The organism is Geodermatophilus sp. URMC 65, assembly GCF_053502545.1.
This window is the reverse complement of sequence record NZ_CP199954.1, coordinates 2711334-2727914: the sequence shown is the minus strand read 5'-3', so window position 1 is coordinate 2727914 and position 16581 is coordinate 2711334. Positions and strand designations below refer to the sequence as shown.

Sequence of the window (16581 nt, the reverse complement as noted above, 5' to 3'; positions counted from 1 at the left end):
CTCGAGCCCAGCGCGCCCACGACGAGGAAGACCGCCTCCACGCTGTCCTCCCCGTCGGTGTCCGGCGACGCACCCGCGCAGCCGCGACGGCTCAAGATCAACCGATTGCTGTACCGGTGCGTCCGTCCTCACCCCTGGGGAGGACGGGCGACCATGGAGCGGGCCGGCGGCGAGGACGAGGAGGTGGGGCGTGCGGCGGGAGGCGAGCATCCTGCACCTGGACCTCGACGCCTTCTTCGCCGCGGTCGAGCAGCGCGACAAGCCCTCGTTGCGGGGCCGGCCGGTCGTGGTCGGCGGCGTGGGCGGGCGCGGCGTGGTGGCGACGGCGTCCTACGAGGCGCGGGCCTACGGCGCCCGCTCGGCGATGTCCACCGCCGAGGCGCGCCGCCGCTGCCCGCCCGGGACGGCGTTCCTCGGCGGCCGCTTCGCCGCCTACCGCCGCACCTCCGACGTCGTGATGGCGCTGCTGCGCGAGCTCTCCCCGCTGGTCGAGCCGGTGTCGATCGACGAGGCCTACGTCGACCTCGCTGCCGGCTCAGCCACCCACCCCGGCGACGGCCTCGACCTGTCGGTGGGCGGCGTCACCGAGCTGGCCCGGGGCCTCAAGGAGCGGATCGCCGCGGCCACCGGCGGGGTGACCGGGTCGGTCGGCATCGGCAGCTCCAAGCTGATGGCCAAGATCGCCTCGGACCTCGACAAGCCCGACGGGCTGGTCGTCGTCCCGCCGGGGCGCGAGCTCGAGGTGCTGCACCCGCTGCCGGTGACCCGGCTCGGCGGTGTGGGACCGGCGACCGCCGAGCGGCTGCACCAGGTGGGCGTGAAGACCGTCGCCGACCTGGCCGCCAAGTCGCTGCCCGACCTGGTCGCGCTGGCCGGCCGGGCGCACGGCACGGGGCTGTACGCGCTGGCCCGCGCCGAGGACGACCGCCCCGTGGTCGCCGAGCGGGAGGCCAAGTCGATCTCGCAGGAGGAGACCTTCGCCCACGACCTCACCGACCTGACGGTGCTCGGCCGGTACGTCGACAGCATGGCCGCGCGGGTCGGCAGCCGGCTGCGCGCGTCCGCGTACTCGGGCCGGACGGTGACGCTCAAGCTGCGCCGCTACGACTTCACCACGCTCACCCGCTCGCAGACGCTGCCCCACCCGACCGACGACCCGCGGGTGATCGCCTCGATCGCCGCGCGGCTGCTGGCCGAGGCCGGCACCCAGGGCGGCCTGCGGCTGCTCGGGGTGGGGGTCTCCGGGCTCTCGCTCTACGCGCAGGGCGACCTGTTCGCCACCGACGACGAGCCGGTGGACGACGCCGTGGAGGCGCCCGGCGCCGAGGTCGAGGAGGTCCCCGAGCCGCTGACCGCGGAGGCGCGCTGGTGGCCGGGCCAGGACGTGCGGCACGACGAGCACGGCGCCGGCTGGGTGTGGGGTCGCGGCCTCGGCCGGGTCACCGTGCGCTTCGAGGGGCCGCTGACCCCGCCCGGGCCGGTGCGCACGCTGACCGCCGACGACCCGGCCCTGCACCCGGCCGAGCCGCCGGAGTGGCGGGTCAGCGCGCCAGCGCCATCCACCCCATGACGGTGAGGTCCCGGTCGACCGGGACGACGATCTGCTGGCCGAACCAGGTGACCAGGTGGACCGCGTAGCGACCCTCGCCGTCCACCTCGACCCGGTTCACCGTCGCGCCCGGGTGCTCGCCGAGAGCGGCCGCCGCCACCCGCAGCTCGAGGTCGGGGTCGAGGGCGGCGGCAGGTGGGGTCGGCAGCGGCGTGCGGCCGCGGGACCGGCGTCCGGTCAGGGTCTGGGTCATGGCGGTGCCTCCCGTCGTCCTCCGGCCCCGGGTGGGCCGTTGGTGGGGTCGAGCCTCGGGGACGCACCTGTGGCTCAGCTGGACGTCGGGTGCCGGTTGCCTAGGGGTCTGCGCCGGTCGGCGACCATGGGCGGGTGACGGAGCAGAGCGCGTGGGCGCGGATCACCCAGCAGGACCCCGGCCACTCGGCCGCCTACGTGCAGCGGTTCCGGGACCTCGCCGCCCAGGGGTTCGACCTCGCCGGTGAGGCGCGGCTGGTCGACGCGATGCTGCCGCGCGGCTCCCGCGTGCTCGACGCCGGCTGCGGGCCGGGGCGCACCGGCGGCTGGCTGGCCCGCGCCGGTCACGTCGTCGTCGGGGTGGACGTCGACCCGGTGCTGATCGTCGCCGCCGAGGAGGACCACCCCGGGCCGCGGTGGCTGGTGGGTGACCTCGCCGAGCTCGACCTGCCCGCGCGGGGCATCCCCGAGCCGTTCGACGCCATCGTGTCGGCGGGCAACGTGATGGCCTTCCTGGCGCCGAGCACGCGGGTCGCCGTCCTGCAGCGGCTGCGTGCGCACGTGGCCCCCGGCGGGCGGGCGGCGATCGGCTTCGGCGCCGGCCGCGGCTACGCCTTCGACGACTTCCGGGCCGACGCCCGCACGGCCGGCTGGGCGGAGGACCTGCTGCTGTCGACCTGGGACCTGCGGCCGTTCACGCCGGGGTCGGACTTCCTGGTCGCCGTCCTGCGCCCCGCCTGAGCCGCCGCGCCGGACCGTCGAGATCGCGCGATCTCGGCGCCCACGGGGCTTCGGACAGGCGACATCACGTGATCTCGACGGGAGGACCGCCGCTCAGCGCTCCACCGCACCCAGGGCCAGGGTCAGGTCGAGGACCGACCGCGGGTCCTCGAGGCGCTCGCCGTACAGGTCGCGCAGCTGGCCCATGCGGTAGCGGACCGTCTGCGGGTGCACGAAGAGCTCGGCGGCGACCTTCTCCCGGCGTCCGTGGTGCAGCAGCCAGGAGCGCAGCGTCTCCACCAGCTTCTCGCGGGGGCCGGGGCCCAGCCCGTCGAGCGGGGCGAGCACCTGGGCGCGCAGGTCCGCGAGCGCCTCGCCGTCGGCGTGCAGCACGAGGTCGGCCAGCCGCAGCTCGGTGTCGACCGGCAGGTCGCCGTCCGGGACCAGGTCCAGCTGCAGCGCCCGCAGCGCCCGCGAGTAGGAGGAGTGGGCCTGCTGCCACGGCCGCGCCGGGCCGACCACGGCCTCCCGCCCGCTCAGCACCCGGACCAGCTGGGTGCGGGCGTACCCGTCGGCGTCCGGCACGAGCAGCACCGCGCGCTCGGCGCCGGGCTCGGTGCCGGGCAGGTCCTCCCCGGCCTGCAGCGTGCGGACGTCGAGCACGCCGAGCGCGGCGCGCACGCGGGACTCGGGGAGCAGCACGGCGGTCAGGGTCCGCGGCGGCGCCCAGTCCGCGCGCTCGGCGGCGGCGGCGAGGTCGTACGGGGGCGCGCCGGTGAGCAGCAGCTCGGCCAGCCGTTCCAGGTTCCGGCGGCGCAGCCGGCCGCTGCTGTCCAGGTACTCGGCGTGCCCGGAGGCGCTGGCCGCCGACAGCTGGTCGATGTAGGCGAACACCAGCTCGGCGAAGCGGGCCAGCGACCCGGCGGGCATGCCGGCCGCCACCGCGGTCTCGCTCATGTGCCGCCACGCCACCCGGGCGCCCACCCGGTAGGCGCCCAGCAGCGCGTCCATCGAGCGCCCGCTGCGCGCCTCGCCCCGGCCGAGCTTGAAGGCCTCCTCCAGGGCCGGGCCGATGGGCCGGCTGGGGTCGACGCCGCCGGGGGTCGTCGCCAGCTCCAGGAAGCCGCCCAGGGCGAGCTGGACGGCGTTCTCGATCCGGCGGCCCATCGGCCCGGAGAAGGCCTCGGCGTAGCTGGGCACCTCCACGACGATCGCGGCGACGGTCTGCTCGGCGACGGCGGGGAGCTCGGCGTGCATCGCCGCCGCGACCTCCGCGGCGAAGGTGTCCTGCTCGGGCGCCACCGGACCTCCTCGTCGACCGCCGTTGTTCGCAGGGAACAGTAGACCGCCGCACGTTCACGTCCAGGGCACAGGTAATTGCGCGGGGCGCTGGGAACCATCAGGGGTATGACCGCGACCGTCCCGCGCCCTTCTGCGGCCCGTCCCGCTCTGAGCGCGCTGCGCGACCGCGCGATGCGCCTGGCCGAGCTCGTCACCACCCCGCTGCTGCCGGCCGACTACCTGGACATGGTCAACCCGTTGCGCGCGGGCGCGGACCTGCGCGGCCGGATCGTCGCCGTCCACCGGGAGACCCGGGACGCCGCCACGCTGGTCATCCGGCCGGGCGCCGACTGGCAGCGCCACGTGCCCGGCCAGTGGGTGCGCATGGGCGTCGACGTCGACGGCGTGCGCATGTGGCGCGCCTACTCGCTGACCTCGCACCTGGACCGGCCCGACGGCTGCATCAGCATCACCGTCAAGGCCATCCCGGGCGGCAAGGTCAGCCACCACCTGGTGCACCGCACGCAGCCCGGCACCCTCGTCCACCTCGACCAGGCCACCGGCGAGTTCGTCCTGCCCGCGCAGGCCCCCGCCAAGGTCCTGTTCGTCACCGCCGGCTCCGGCATCACCCCGGTCATGGGCATCCTGCGCAACCACGACGAGCTGGCCGACGTCGTCGTCGTGCACTCGGCTCCCACGCCGGAGGACGTCGTCTTCGGCGCGGACCTGCGGGAGCTGGCCGCCGCCGGCCGCATCCGCCTCGTCGAGCAGCACACCGACAGCGCCGGGATGCTCGACGCCGCCGCCATCGCCGAACTGGTCCCGGACCTCGCCGAGCGCGCCACCTGGGCCTGCGGCCCGGTCGGCATGCTCGAGGCGCTGGAGGAGCACTGGAGCGCCGCCGGCATCGCCGACCGGCTGTTCACCGAGCGCTTCCGGCCCACCGTCGTGGTCGCCGGCGAGGGCGGCACGGTGACCTTCACGAGGAACGGCACGAGCCTCGAGGCCGACGGGGCCACCCCGATCCTCGACGCCGCCGAGGACGCCGGGGTCCTCATGCCCAGCGGCTGCCGCATGGGCATCTGCTACGGCTGCGTCCTCCCGCTGCGCGAGGGCGCCGTCCGGGACCTGCGCAACGGCGAGGTCACCACGGCCGCGCCGGGCGACGGCGTCCTGATCCAGACCTGCATCAGCGCCGCCGCCGGCGCCTGCGACATCGACCACTGATCCCCGAGACCCGCTGGGAGCCCCCCATGACCGTTCTGCAGAAGAAGGCCGACAACCCGATCGAGCACCTCACCGCCGAGGACGTCGAGCTCCTCGGCAAGGAGCTCGACGACATCCGCCAGAGCGTGATCGACACCCGCGGCGAGGACGACGCCCGCTACATCCGCACGGTCATCGACGTCCACCGCAAGATCGAGCTGGGCAGCCGCGCCGTCCTGCTCGCCTCGGGCTTCCCGCCCGCGTGGATCGTCGGCACGATCGGCCTCTCGGTCGCCAAGATCCTCGAGAACATGGAGATCGGGCACAACATCCTGCACGGCCAGTGGGACTGGATGCGGGACCCGAAGATCCACTCCACGACGTGGGAGTGGGACATGGCCAGCCCGGCCGACCAGTGGAAGCACTCGCACAACGAGCTGCACCACACGTACACGAACGTCGTCGGCAAGGACAACGACCTCGGCTACGGCATCATGCGGGTCGACGAGGACCAGCCGTGGCAGCCGTTCCACCTCGGCCAGCCGCTGTGGAGCTTCATCAACGCCTGCTTCTTCGAGTACGGGATCGCCGCCTACGACCTGGAGCTCGCCGGGACCATCGCCAAGAAGCGGACCGGGGACCCGGAGTTCCGGGCGCGCGCCAAGGCCGTGCTGCGCAAGATCGGCAAGCAGGTGGCCAAGGACTACGTCGCCCACCCGCTGCTGTCGGGCCCGAACTTCCTGTCCACGCTGGCGGCCAACTTCACCGCCAACCTGGTGCGCAACCTCTGGTCGAACTCGGTCATCCTCTGCGGGCACTTCCCCGAGGGCGTCGAGACCTTCGAGAAGAAGTCGATCGACGGCGAGACCCGCGGCGAGTGGTACCTGCGCCAGATGCTCGGCTCGGCCAACATCTCCGGCTCCAAGGCCATGCACATCATGACCGGGAACCTGTCGCACCAGATCGAGCACCACCTGTTCCCGGACCTGCCGAGCAACCGGTACGCCGAGATCGCGCCGCAGATCCGCGACCTGTTCGACCGCTACGGCCTGAACTACCACACCGCGCCGCTGCCGAAGCAGGTCGGCTCGGCCTGGCACAAGATCATCCGGCTGTCGCTGCCCAACGGCTGGCTGGACGCCACCAACCGGAAGAACCTGCCGTCGCAGCTGGTGAAGCTCTACAAGGCGACGACCGGCGACCGGCGCATGCGCCGCCGCCTGCAGGCGGAGTGGACGGCGGCTGCCGCCGCCTGACGCGGCTGCGCACCTCGTCGACCGGGGTCGGGTTCCACGTGGAACCCGGCCCCGGTTCCTGTGTCGTGACAGTTTGACGCGGGACCCGGGAGGCCTCCGGTGTCGGACGCCGAGCCCGAGCGCTCGGTGGCGGCGACCATCAACGCCCGCGTCATCCTCATCGCCGGCGACCGGCTGGCCCGGCTGATCGTCCAGTACGGCGCCGGGGTGCAGACCCGGCACCCCTACCGCCTGGCCGGGACGGACCGCCATGGACCCCGGACTGCTGTGCGAGTCGCCGCTCACCGGGCTGGCTCCTGAGGAACCGAGCTCGCTGTCCACCGACGTCGACGTCACCTCCCGCGTCGCCGTGCTGGAGCGTCCGGTCGACCGCGCAGCCCGCTGCGGACGTGCCCGCCTGATCGCGACCCGCCCACCCTCCGTCATCGTGCGACCCCGTTGGGTGGTGCAAGCCCGCACACCGGGTCCCACGGCCCTGTCGTCCTCTCGTCCGCGCCGCTGACGTGGCTGCCTTGCCGAGCGAGGGGAGCAACGCGTGGACGGTTACGCCTTCGAGGCCACGATGACCCGGGTGGTCCCGATCGGGCTGGTGCCGGAAGGGCTGCGGCTGGACGCCCACTACCAGGGGACGATCACCGAGGGCCCGTTGACCGGGGACACCGTCGACGGCGTCGACTACCTCCTCCTGCGCCGGGACGGCGTCGGGGTCATGGACGTCCGGCAGGTCTTCTCGGGCGAGGGCGGGCGGACGGTCAGCACCCGGGTGCACGGGTACCTGACGCCGCCAGGGCCGATGCCGCCGCTCGAGGCGATCGCGGCCCCGGCCTTCACCTGGCCCGACGCGGAGATCCCGATGCACGGTGCGGTCGACCTGCGCACCGCGGCGCCCGGGCTGCAGGCGCTCAACGCGACCGTGTTCGGCTTGACCGGCACGGTGAACGTCGCCCGCGGTGAGCTGCGGGTGCGGGCGCAGAGCCTGGCGCGGGTCCCGGTCAGCTGAGCCGGCGTGCTCCACGAGGAACACCGCGGCGCTCGACGAGCACGGGGGGCCGGGACGAACCACGGGTGCCGCACCGGCAGCCGGGGGTGCGGTGAACGCCGGAGGCCCGGGACGACGTGCGTCCCGGGCCTCCGGCGTTCACTGCTCGGGTCAGTTCGCCATGTCCACGAAGCGGCTATAGTGCCCCTGGAAGGCGACCGTGACGTTCGCGGTCGGGCCGTTGCGGTGCTTCACCAGCATGATGTCGGCCTCGCCGGCCCGCGGTGATTCCTTCTCGTACATGTCCTCGCGGTGGATCATCATGACCATGTCGGCGTCCTGCTCGATCGAACCCGATTCGCGGAGGTCGGAGAGCATCGGCTTCTTGTCCTGGCGCTGCTCGGACCCGCGGTTCAGCTGCGACATCGCGATGACCGGGACCTCGAGTTCCTTGGCCAGCAGCTTGAGCGCACGGGAGAACTCCGAGACCTCCTGCTGACGGCTCTCGACGCGCTTTCCCGACGTCATCAGCTGGAGGTAGTCGATGACCACGAGCTTGAGGTCGTTGCGCTGCTTGAGCCGCCGCGCCTTCGCCCGGATCTCCATCATCGTCATGTTCGGCGAGTCGTCGATGTAGAGCGGTGCGTCGGCGATCTCACCCATCCGGCGGGCCAGCTTCGACCAGTCCTCGTCGGACAGCGTGCCGGCACGCATGTGGTGCAGCGGCACCTTCGCCTCGGCCGACAGCAGACGCATGGTGATCTCGTGCTTGCTCATCTCGAGCGAGAAGATCACCGTCGCCTGATGGTGTTTGACAGTTGCAGATCGCGCAATGTCCAATCCCAGCGTCGATTTACCAACACCAGGACGAGCCGCGATGACGACCATCTGGCCCGCCTGGAGACCATTGGTCAACTCGTCGAGATCGCGGATGCCGGTGGGCACGCCGCGGGCGGTGCCGCCGCGGGAGGCGATGGCGTCCAGCTCGTCCATCGTCGGCTGCAGGACGTCCTCGAGGCGCGAGTAGTCCTCGCTCATGCGCTTCTCGGTGACGTCGTAGATCTCCTGCTGGGCGCGGTCGACGATGTCGTCGACGTCGCCCTTGCCTCCGGCCGCCCCGTAGCCCAGCTGGACGACGCGGGTGCCGGCCTCGACCAGTCGCCGCAGCACCGCCTGCTCGGCGACGATGGCGGCGTAGTAGCCGGCGTTGGCCGCCGTCGGCGTCGACTGGATCAGGGTGTGCAGGTAGACCGCGCCACCCATCTTCGACAGCTGGTCGGTGCGGTTCAGCTCGGCGGCGACGGTGATCGCGTCGGCCGGCTCGCCCCGCCCGTACAGGTCGAGGATGCAGTCGTAGATCACCTGGTGCGCCGGCCGGTAGAAGTCGTTGCCGTGCAACACCTCGACGACGTCGGCGATCGCGTCCTTGCTCAGCAGCATGCCACCAAGCACCGACTGCTCCGCCGCGACGTCCTGCGGCGGCTGCCGGTCGTACGCCGGCGCCGTCGGGGACGGGCGCTCGAAGTCGTCGGCCACCGCCACGGGGTCCTCCATCCACTCACGGCGCACCCACGCACAGGCCCCGGCGGGATCGCCGGGGCCTGGTGGGGGAAGCACCAGAACGCTGCACACCTGACTCGAACGTGCGTTCGGGTCATTGCTACCGCGGGGGACCGACAGTTCCTCCCCGACAGCAGCCGTGGAGGACGTTAGGAAGTGCGGACGGACCAGTCCAACACCGGTGTGCACGCGCTTCTGCACAACTTGTGGACAAGTCGGTGGACACAGCCGTGTCGACATGTGGAGACAGCAGGGGACGCCGCGACGCCGCCCCCCGTATCCCGCCCCTGACCTGCACAGGGACGACCCACCGGGTGTGGACGGGAGAAATCTGCGAGAAATCCGGGTGTCGACGTCCGGCGTGTCGAGGGCCTGGCCGCAGCCGCCCCAGCGGTCACACGTCCACAGGCCCACGCCCGCCCGGCGGAGGTCCACCAAGGGACGTCGTCCCGCCGGCCGTCGATGCGCCGGCGGGCCAGGAGGGATGACCGATGACCGCCACCCGCACGTCCGTGAACCCCTGGCCGTGGTCGCTCGGATACGGGTTCGACCAGGCGCAGCTGGTGGAGGGCGCGACCGCGTCCTCGTGCTCTCCGGGCAGGCCGCCGTGGACGCCGACGGCACACCGCAGCACGCCGGCGACCTCGCCGCTCAGGTCTCGCTCGCGGTGGACAACCTCGAGACCGTGCTCGGGGAGGCCGGGATGACACTCGCCGACGTCGTCCGCATGACCGTGTTCACCACGGACGTCGACGCGATGCTGGGCGCCTGGCAGGGTCTGTCCGAGCGGTCCACCGCAGCCGGCGTGCGGCCCACGAGCACGCTCGTCGGCGTCACTCGCCTGGCCTTCCCGGACCTGATGGTGGAGATCGAGGCCACCGCGGTCGGCTGACCGGCCCCACGACGCCGCGAGGGGCGCCGGACCGGAGTCCGACGCCCCTCGCGGGCACTGCACGTCGACGTGCGGCCCCGTCCCGGGCCCCGCCCCTGAGCCTGCGGAGGGTGGGGAGGACGGGGTCCTCCCTCAGCCGGGGACGACCTCGATGGTCAGCTGCGAGGTGACCTCGGGGTGCACCCGCACGGTCACCGTGTGCTGGCCGGTGGTCTTGATGCTGCTGGGCAGCTCCACCCGGCGCCGGTCGAGCTGGGGGCCACCGGCGGCGGTCACGGCGTTGACCACGTCGGCGGTGGTGATGCGGCCGAACAGGCGGCCACCCGCACCGGCGCGGGCCGGCACCCGGACGGTCATGCCCGACAGGCGCCCGGCCACGGCCTGCGCCTCCTCGTGCGAGCGCACCTCGCGGGCGGCACGCGCACGGCGCAGCGACTCGACCTGCTTCTCGGCACCGCGGGTGGCGACGATGGCCAGGCCGCGGGGCAGGAGGTAGTTGCGGGCGTAGCCGCCCTTGACCTCCACGGTGTCACCGGAGGACCCGAGACCGGTGACCTCCTGCGTCAGGATCAGCTTCTGGGTGCTCATCGTCAGCGCGCCGTGGAGGTGTAGGGCAGCAGGGCCATCTCACGGCTGTTCTTGACGGCTGTGGCGACGTCCCGCTGGTGCTGGCTGCAGTTGCCGCTCACGCGGCGGGCACGGATCTTGCCGCGGTCGGAGATGAACTTCCGCAGCAGGGTCGTGTCCTTGTAGTCGATGTAGGTCGCCTTGTCCTTGCAGAACTGGCAGACCTTCTTCTTGGGCTTGCGAACAGGGGGCTTGGGCACTGGGTTCTCCAGGACGTGAGGGGAGGGAACGGGCCCCCTCGCAGGGGCCCGCGCCGAGCGGAGCGAGGCGCGGGGGGCGAGGGGGTCCTTTCTCAGAAGGGCGGCTCGTCGGACGGCGGGGCCGGGGTCGACCAGGGGTCGCTGGACCCGCCGCCACCACCGAAACCGCCACCGCCACCGCCGCCGAAGCCACCGCCACCCTCACCGCGCGAGGCCTTGGTGACCTTCGCGGTGGCGTAGCGGAGCGAGGGGCCGATCTCGTCGACCTCGAGCTCGACGACGGTGCGCTTCTCGCCTTCCTTGGTCTCGAACGACCGCTGCTTGAGCCGGCCGGAGACGATCACCCGCGATCCGCGGGTCAGCGACTCGGCGACGTTCTCCGCCGCCTGCCGCCAGACGTTGCAGCGCAGGAAGAGCGCCTCGCCGTCCTTCCACTCCTGCGACTGACGGTCGAAGGTCCGCGGCGTCGAGGCCACGGTGAAGTTGGCGACCGCGGCACCGGAGGGCGTGAAGCGCAGCTCCGGGTCCGACGTCAGGTTGCCGATGACGGTGATGACGGTCTCGCCGGCCATGGTCAGTGGACCTCGGGCCGCATCAGCTTCGTGCGCAGGACCGACTCGTTGAGGTTCAGCTGCCGGTCGAGCTCGGCCACCGCGGCGGGCGTGGCCTGGATGTCGACGATGGCGTAGATGCCCTCGACCTGCTTCTTGATCTCGTAGGCCAGCCGGCGGCGGCCCCAGATCTCGGTCTTCACGGTGCCACCGGAGTTGGTGACGACGGTGAGGAACCGGTCGAGGGAGGGAGCGATCGTGCGCTCCTCCAGTTCGGGGTCGAGGATGACCATCAGTTCGTAGTGACGCACGGAGAACCCCACCTCCTCTGGTCTGGGCGGCTGCAGTCGATCTGCAGCAGGAGGGTCGTACACGCGTCGCGCGCCCCACCCGGTGACAGCCACCGGTGGAACGCGCTCCGACCAGCGTACCAGCGCCGACCGGCCCGCCGGCCCCCTGCAGGCAGAAGGACCCCGTCCTCCTCACCCCTCGCACGCTCGGGGCGGGACCCGGGACGGGGCCTGGCGCGAGCGTGCGAGCGACGGGGAGCGGGCGGTCCTCCTAGGGTCGGGCACGTGGCAGCTCACCCGATCGGCGTACACGTCGGCCCAGGACTGACCCAGGACGGCGGGATGGAGAACGGCGGCCCGCTGGCCCGGGCCGCGGAGATGGACGCCGACGGCGTGCAGGTCTTCCTGGGCGACCCGCAGGGGTGGAAGGCACCGCGGCTGTCCGCCGACCAGCAGTCCGCCCTCTCGGGTGACCGCGCCGCGGACCTGTTCCTCGTCGTGCACGCGCCCTACGTCCTCAACGTGGCGTCGACGAACAACCGCATCCGCATCCCCAGCCGCAAGACACTCGGCCAGCACGCCCAGGTCGCCGCGGCCATCGGCGCCCGCGGCATGGTCGTGCACGGCGGTCACGTGCTCGGGACCGACGACCCGGCCGCCGGCGTCGACAACTGGCGCAAGACGTTCTCCCGGCAGGCCGAGGAGGGCGGCTTCCCCGTCCCGCTGCTCATCGAGAACACCGCCGGCGGCGGCAACGCCATGGCCCGCGACCTCGACGCCCTCGCCCGGCTGTGGGACGCCATCGGCGAGTTCGGGGCCGGCTTCGTGCTCGACACCTGCCACGCGTGGGCCGCCGGGTGGGACCTGGCGACCGCGGTGGACGACGTCCGGGCGGTCACCGGCCGCGTCGACCTGGTGCACCTGAACAACAGCCGCGACCCGCAGGGCTCCAGCCGCGACCGGCACGCCCCGCTGACCGAGGGGGAGATCCCGACCGAGCTGCTGGTGCAGGTGGCCCGGGCGGCGGACTGCCCCGTCGTCCTGGAGACCCCGGGTGACGCGGCCAGCCACGCCGAGGAGATCACCCTGCTCCGGGGTGCCCTGGGGTGACCGGGCCCGTGTTCCACGTGGAGCACGGGGCTGGGCACTCGGCAGCGGCTCAGCTCACCGGGGGGACGGCACCTGGCCGCGGTGCGATCCGGAGGATGGCAGTGTGACCACGTCCGGGGCTCCGTCGAGCACACCGCCGGCGGGGTCGTCGACGCCGGGCCAGCTGGTGCGGACGACGTCGTCGTCCGGCCGCCGCACCTCGCGGGCGACGAGCACCACGAGCGCCACCAGGACGGCGTCGCGGACCAGGACCGCGGTGAAGAACCACTCCACCTCGACGCCGCGGTTCTCGGTGCCCAGGTAGTAGAGCATCGTCAGCACCCACACCAGGACCTCGCTGACCTGCCAGACCAGCAGCGAGCGCCACCGCGGCCGGGCGAGGACCGCCAGGGGCAGCAGCCACAGCGCGTACTGCGGGCTGTAGACCTTGTTGAGCAGCAGGAAGCCGGCCACCAGCAGGAAGGCCACCTGTGCCACCCGCGGCCGCACCGGGGCGGTGAGCACCAGCCAGGCGACCCAGGCGGCGAGCGCGAGCAGCAGCACGGTCACCACCGCGTTGAGCACCGAGGGGGTCTCGCCCTCGGCGAGCGGCCCGTCGAGCACCCGGTTGTCGGTGACCGTGAGCAGGATGTTCCAGATCGACTCGGGGTTGGCCGGGCGCTGCCGGCTGAAGGAGAAGAACCAGCCCCAGTTCTCCGGCGCCAGGAGGGCCACCGGCAGGTCGACCGCCAGCCAGGCCCCGGCCGCCGCCAGCGCCGTCCGCAGCCAGGTCCGCAGCAGACCGGCCCGCAGGCACAGCAGGAACAGCGCGCCCAGCACGAGGACGGGGTAGAGCTTGGCGGCCACGCCGAGCCCGAGCAGCACTCCGGCGAGCACCGGCCGCTGCCGGGCCCACGCCCACATCCCGAGGGTGGCGAGGGCGACGGCCAGCAGGTCCCAGTTGTTGAAGGCGTAGACCAGCAGCACCGGTGAGAGCGCCACCATCGCGGTGTCCCACGGCCGCCGGCCGGTCAGCGGCAGGACGGCGCGCACCACCACCAGCGCGCACAGCGACATCAGCAGCGCCGTGACGACGGTGTAGCTCTCCACCGGTGGGACCGCCGGGAGGACGCCGACCGTGGCGGCCAGCCGGTCGTACCAGCCCGAGAGCAGCGCGGCGAGCGCCATGACCGCGCCGGTGAGGACCGGGTACTCCACCCGCGCGTCGAGGTAGGGCAGCGCTCCCTCGCCCTGGCGGTAGAGGCCGAAGAGCGGGACGGGGTCGGAGTAGCACAGGTGGGTGTACTGCAGCGATCCGGTCCAGTTGCCGTCGGCGCAGGGTGCCTGCTTGAGCCAGGCGAACGCCAGCACGGTCGAGGCGAACAGCAGGCAGACCCGCAGCGGGGTCCAGAACGGCGCCTGACCGACGACCGCGTGGCGACCCCAGGGTCCGCCCACCGCCTCGCTGGCCTGCGCCACCACCGGGTCGGTCCAGCTGGGGACGACGCGGTCGGGGCGGCCGTCCGGGGCCGGGGACGCCATGCCGGACGCCGCGGGCCCGTCCGCTGGTGCGGACGGGCCCGTGGGGATCGTGCTCATGCGGGTCAGTCTGCCCGCCGGGGGTCAGCCGCCCCGCTGCTGACCGTCGGCGCCGGTGCCGGTGGCGGTGCCGTTGCCGTTCGGGGGCTGGGCGGGGGTGTTGCCCGGGACGAACGTCGGGGTGGACCCGCCCGTCTGCCGCGGGGGCGACTGGGTCTCGGTCTCGGTCTCGGTCGGCGCGGTCGACGGCGTGCTCGGGGTGACCGGGGTCGACGGCGTCGGGGTCGGGGTCGGCGTCTGGGTGGGCTCGGCCTGCTCCGTCGGCTGGGTCGTGACCTGGGTCGGCGCCTGGGTCCGCGTCTCCGTCTGCGGCGCGGGCACGCCGTTGCCGGTGTCGCCGCGGATCAGCGCGCGGTCGGGCAGGTCCTCCTCCGGCGTCCCGTCCAGCACCTCGTCCATGAACTCCTGCCAGATGGCGCCCGGCAGGCCCGAGCCGTAGATGATCCGGCCGTTGACGTCCTCGATCGGCTGGGCCGGCGAGTCGTTGCCCATCCACACCGCGGTGGAGATCGACGGCGTGAAGCCCACCATCCAGGCGTCGGAGTTGTCCTCGCCCTGACCCTGCGTGCCGGTCTTGCTGGCCACCTCGCGGCCACCGTCGAGCGAGCGCCGCGAGTGGGCGGCGACGTCGGTCATCGCGTAGGTGACGTCGTTGACGACGTTCGCCTCGAAGACCTGGTCGCCGGCGTCACCGTCGTAGTCGAGCAGGACCGCGCCCTCGCTGTCGGTCACGCGGGCGACGAAGTACGGCTCGTGCTCGACGCCGGTGGCCAGGGTGGCGAAGCCGTGCGCCTGGTCGATCGGGCGCATCTCGTACTGGCCGATGCCGATCGAGGCGCCGGTCCCGCCGGTCTGCGGGTCGGCCAGCGTGTTGCTGCCGGCGAGCACCCCGTAGGCCGGCTCGTCCGGCCAGGCCTCCGGCAGCCCGGTGGCCTCGAGGATGTTCTGCCGCACCCGGTCCGCGCCGACCTCGTAGGCCAGCCCGTAGTAGGTGGTGTTCAGCGAGCGGGTCAGCGCCTCCATGAGCGTGCAGGACCCGCACGAGGCGCCGCCGGAGTTGCGGACCGGCAGGCCCGGGCGGTCCGGGAACTCCTGCGGCGAGGAGCCGTCGCGCCGGGCGTTGACGCTGATGCCGTCCTCCAGCGCGGTGGCCAGCACGTAGGGCTTGACCGACGAGCCGGGCTGGCGCAGCGCCTGCGCGTAGTCCACGGCGCCGTCGCCGGCGCCGATCGGACCGCCGTAGTAGGCCCGCACGGCACCGGTGTTCGGGTCGATGGACACCAGCGCCTCGCGCAGGTTCGCCGGCTGGCCGTCCATCACGTCGTCGACGGCGGAGATGGCGGCGTCCTGGTAGCGCTTGTCGACCGTGGTCGTGATCCGCAGGCCGCCGGCCCGGATCTGCTGCTCGTCGTAACCCTTGGCCTCCAGCTCGGCGATGGCGCGCTGGACGACCAGGCCCTCCGGCCCGTCGGGGATGCCCAGGTTGGAGCCGGTCCGCGGCAGCACCGGCGGGAAGACCGAGGCCTGCCGCTCCTGCTCGGTCAGCCAGCCCTCGTCGACCATCGCGTCGAGCACCAGGCCCCAGCGGTCCAACGAGCCCTCGGGGTTGGACTCGGGGTCGTAGGTCGAGGGGCTGCGGACCAGGACGGCGAGCACCGCGCCCTGCTGGGCGGTCAGCTGGCTGGCCGGCACACCGAAGTAGGTGTTGGCGGCGGACTCGATGCCGTAGGCACCGCGGCCGAAGTAGATGGTGTTGAGGTAGTTCTCGAGGATGTCGTCCTTCGCGTACTCGTTGTCGAGCTTGACGGCGAGGAACAGCTCCTGGAACTTCCGGCTGAACGTCTGCTCCGAGGTCAGGAAGGCGTTCTTCACGTACTGCTGGGTGATGGTCGAACCACCCTGCGTCGAGCCGCCGGTGAGGTTGTTCCACGCGGCGCGCACGATGCCGGTGAAGGAGATCCCCGGGTCGGAGTAGAAGCTGCGGTTCTCCGCGGCGAGCATCGCCTCGCGGGCCGGTTCGGAGACCTCGGTCAGGTCGACGTTGGTGCGGTTGCCCCCGTCCACGCCCAGCCGCGCCATCTCGGTGGTGCCGTCGGCGTAGTACACGACCGTCGTCTGCGCGTTCTGCACCGAGCTCGGGTCGGGCACCTCGGTCGTCGCGTAGACGACACCCACGAAGACGCCGAGCAGCACGAGCATGCCCGCGAACGCGGCGCCGAGGGCCTTCAGCCGGCGACTGCGGCGCTGCTTCCTGGTGCGCACGGCCTTGCCGGCGGGTCGGGCGCCCTTCGCGGCCGGGCCGGAGCGGGACGCCGTCGTCCGGCCCCCGCGGCCGGCCGGTGGGCGGCCACCGCGTCCGGCGGGCGGACGCCCGCCTCCGCCGCTGCCACCGGCGGTGCGGCCGGACGGCGGACGGCGGACCGAGCCGCTGCGCGGCCCGACCGGTGAGGTCTCGTCGTGGGGAGGCACGCAGGGCCCCTCTCTGGTTCGGGTCTCGGTGGGCGCACAGGACGTGACGCATCCAGCACCC

17 protein-coding genes are annotated in these 16581 nt (G+C 73.1%); 8 read left to right on the top strand and 9 right to left on the bottom strand.

The window, feature by feature from the left end:
* Positions 1-190 precede the first annotated feature (190 nt).
* Positions 191-1570 (top strand): DNA polymerase IV, encoded by a 1380-nt coding sequence (locus tag ACWIX7_RS13240; RefSeq protein WP_448621993.1) that lies wholly within the window; start codon positions 191-193, stop codon positions 1568-1570.
* Here ACWIX7_RS13240 and ACWIX7_RS13235 read toward each other — a convergent pair.
* The gene (locus ACWIX7_RS13235) at positions 1542-1802 is read right to left on the bottom strand and encodes a hypothetical protein (RefSeq protein ID WP_448621992.1); all 261 of its coding nucleotides are present in this window, start codon (positions 1800-1802) and stop codon (positions 1542-1544) included. The genes ACWIX7_RS13240 and ACWIX7_RS13235 overlap by 29 nt on opposite strands.
* A gap of 134 nt (positions 1803-1936) precedes the next feature.
* Between ACWIX7_RS13235 and ACWIX7_RS13230 the strand changes: the two genes are divergently transcribed.
* Complete coding sequence (locus tag ACWIX7_RS13230) at positions 1937-2542, top strand: class I SAM-dependent methyltransferase (RefSeq protein ID WP_448621991.1); 606 nt, start codon at positions 1937-1939, stop codon at positions 2540-2542.
* A gap of 93 nt (positions 2543-2635) precedes the next feature.
* Here ACWIX7_RS13230 and ACWIX7_RS13225 read toward each other — a convergent pair whose 3' ends face one another.
* Positions 2636-3823, bottom strand: a complete 1188-nt coding sequence (locus ACWIX7_RS13225) for a PucR family transcriptional regulator (RefSeq protein WP_448621990.1) — start codon at positions 3821-3823, stop codon at positions 2636-2638.
* 105 nt (positions 3824-3928) lie between these two features.
* Here ACWIX7_RS13225 and ACWIX7_RS13220 point away from each other — a divergent pair, with 105 nt between their 5' ends.
* The 4 genes from ACWIX7_RS13220 to ACWIX7_RS13205 all read left to right on the top strand — a co-directional run bounded on the left by ACWIX7_RS13220 (position 3929) and on the right by ACWIX7_RS13205 (position 7264).
* The gene (locus ACWIX7_RS13220) at positions 3929-5029 is read left to right on the top strand and encodes a ferredoxin reductase (protein ID WP_448621989.1); all 1101 of its coding nucleotides are present in this window, start codon (positions 3929-3931) and stop codon (positions 5027-5029) included.
* A 26-nt stretch (positions 5030-5055) separates the two neighbouring features.
* Entirely contained in the window at positions 5056-6264 is a 1209-nt protein-coding gene (locus tag ACWIX7_RS13215; protein WP_448621988.1) for a fatty acid desaturase family protein, read from the top strand.
* Positions 6265-6363: 99 nt separating this feature from the next.
* Positions 6364-6564, top strand: a complete 201-nt coding sequence (locus ACWIX7_RS13210) for a hypothetical protein (RefSeq protein ID WP_448621987.1) — start codon at positions 6364-6366, stop codon at positions 6562-6564.
* Positions 6565-6799: 235 nt separating this feature from the next.
* Entirely contained in the window at positions 6800-7264 is a 465-nt protein-coding gene (locus tag ACWIX7_RS13205) for a hypothetical protein (RefSeq protein WP_448621986.1), read from the top strand.
* A gap of 150 nt (positions 7265-7414) precedes the next feature.
* Here the strand turns inward: ACWIX7_RS13205 and dnaB are convergent, their stop codons facing one another.
* Positions 7415-9004 carry a replicative DNA helicase gene (gene dnaB / locus ACWIX7_RS13200; protein WP_448621985.1) on the bottom strand — a complete coding sequence of 530 codons (1590 nt, stop codon included), beginning with the start codon at positions 9002-9004 and terminating at the stop codon, positions 7415-7417.
* Between the two features lie 385 nt (positions 9005-9389).
* Here dnaB and ACWIX7_RS13195 point away from each other — a divergent pair, with 385 nt between their 5' ends.
* A complete protein-coding gene (locus ACWIX7_RS13195; protein WP_448621984.1) occupies positions 9390-9695 on the top strand; it encodes a RidA family protein in 306 nt (101 codons plus the stop codon).
* Positions 9696-9827: 132 nt separating this feature from the next.
* On the opposite strand, the gene rplI is transcribed toward ACWIX7_RS13195, so the two are convergent.
* The 4 genes from rplI to rpsF all read right to left on the bottom strand — a co-directional run bounded on the left by rplI (position 9828) and on the right by rpsF (position 11384).
* Positions 9828-10283, bottom strand: coding sequence for a 50S ribosomal protein L9 (gene rplI / locus ACWIX7_RS13190; RefSeq protein WP_448621983.1), 456 nt, complete (start codon positions 10281-10283; stop codon positions 9828-9830).
* A 2-nt stretch (positions 10284-10285) separates the two neighbouring features.
* Positions 10286-10522 carry a 30S ribosomal protein S18 gene (gene rpsR, locus ACWIX7_RS13185; protein ID WP_073422051.1) on the bottom strand — a complete coding sequence of 79 codons (237 nt, stop codon included), beginning with the start codon at positions 10520-10522 and terminating at the stop codon, positions 10286-10288.
* Between the two features lie 92 nt (positions 10523-10614).
* Positions 10615-11094 (bottom strand): single-stranded DNA-binding protein, encoded by a 480-nt coding sequence (locus tag ACWIX7_RS13180; RefSeq protein WP_012951017.1) that lies wholly within the window; start codon positions 11092-11094, stop codon positions 10615-10617.
* A gap of 2 nt (positions 11095-11096) precedes the next feature.
* Positions 11097-11384 carry a 30S ribosomal protein S6 gene (gene rpsF / locus ACWIX7_RS13175; RefSeq protein WP_448621982.1) on the bottom strand — a complete coding sequence of 96 codons (288 nt, stop codon included), beginning with the start codon at positions 11382-11384 and terminating at the stop codon, positions 11097-11099.
* Between the two features lie 264 nt (positions 11385-11648).
* Here rpsF and ACWIX7_RS13170 point away from each other — a divergent pair, with 264 nt between their 5' ends.
* The gene (locus tag ACWIX7_RS13170; RefSeq protein ID WP_448621981.1) at positions 11649-12473 is read left to right on the top strand and encodes a deoxyribonuclease IV; all 825 of its coding nucleotides are present in this window, start codon (positions 11649-11651) and stop codon (positions 12471-12473) included.
* Between the two features lie 54 nt (positions 12474-12527).
* Here the strand turns inward: ACWIX7_RS13170 and ACWIX7_RS13165 are convergent, their stop codons facing one another.
* Both ACWIX7_RS13165 and ACWIX7_RS13160 read right to left on the bottom strand, forming a co-directional pair.
* The gene (locus ACWIX7_RS13165; RefSeq protein ID WP_448621980.1) at positions 12528-14051 is read right to left on the bottom strand and encodes a glycosyltransferase family 87 protein; all 1524 of its coding nucleotides are present in this window, start codon (positions 14049-14051) and stop codon (positions 12528-12530) included.
* A gap of 24 nt (positions 14052-14075) precedes the next feature.
* Positions 14076-16520 (bottom strand): transglycosylase domain-containing protein, encoded by a 2445-nt coding sequence (locus ACWIX7_RS13160; protein WP_448621979.1) that lies wholly within the window; start codon positions 16518-16520, stop codon positions 14076-14078.
* Positions 16521-16581 lie beyond the last annotated feature (61 nt).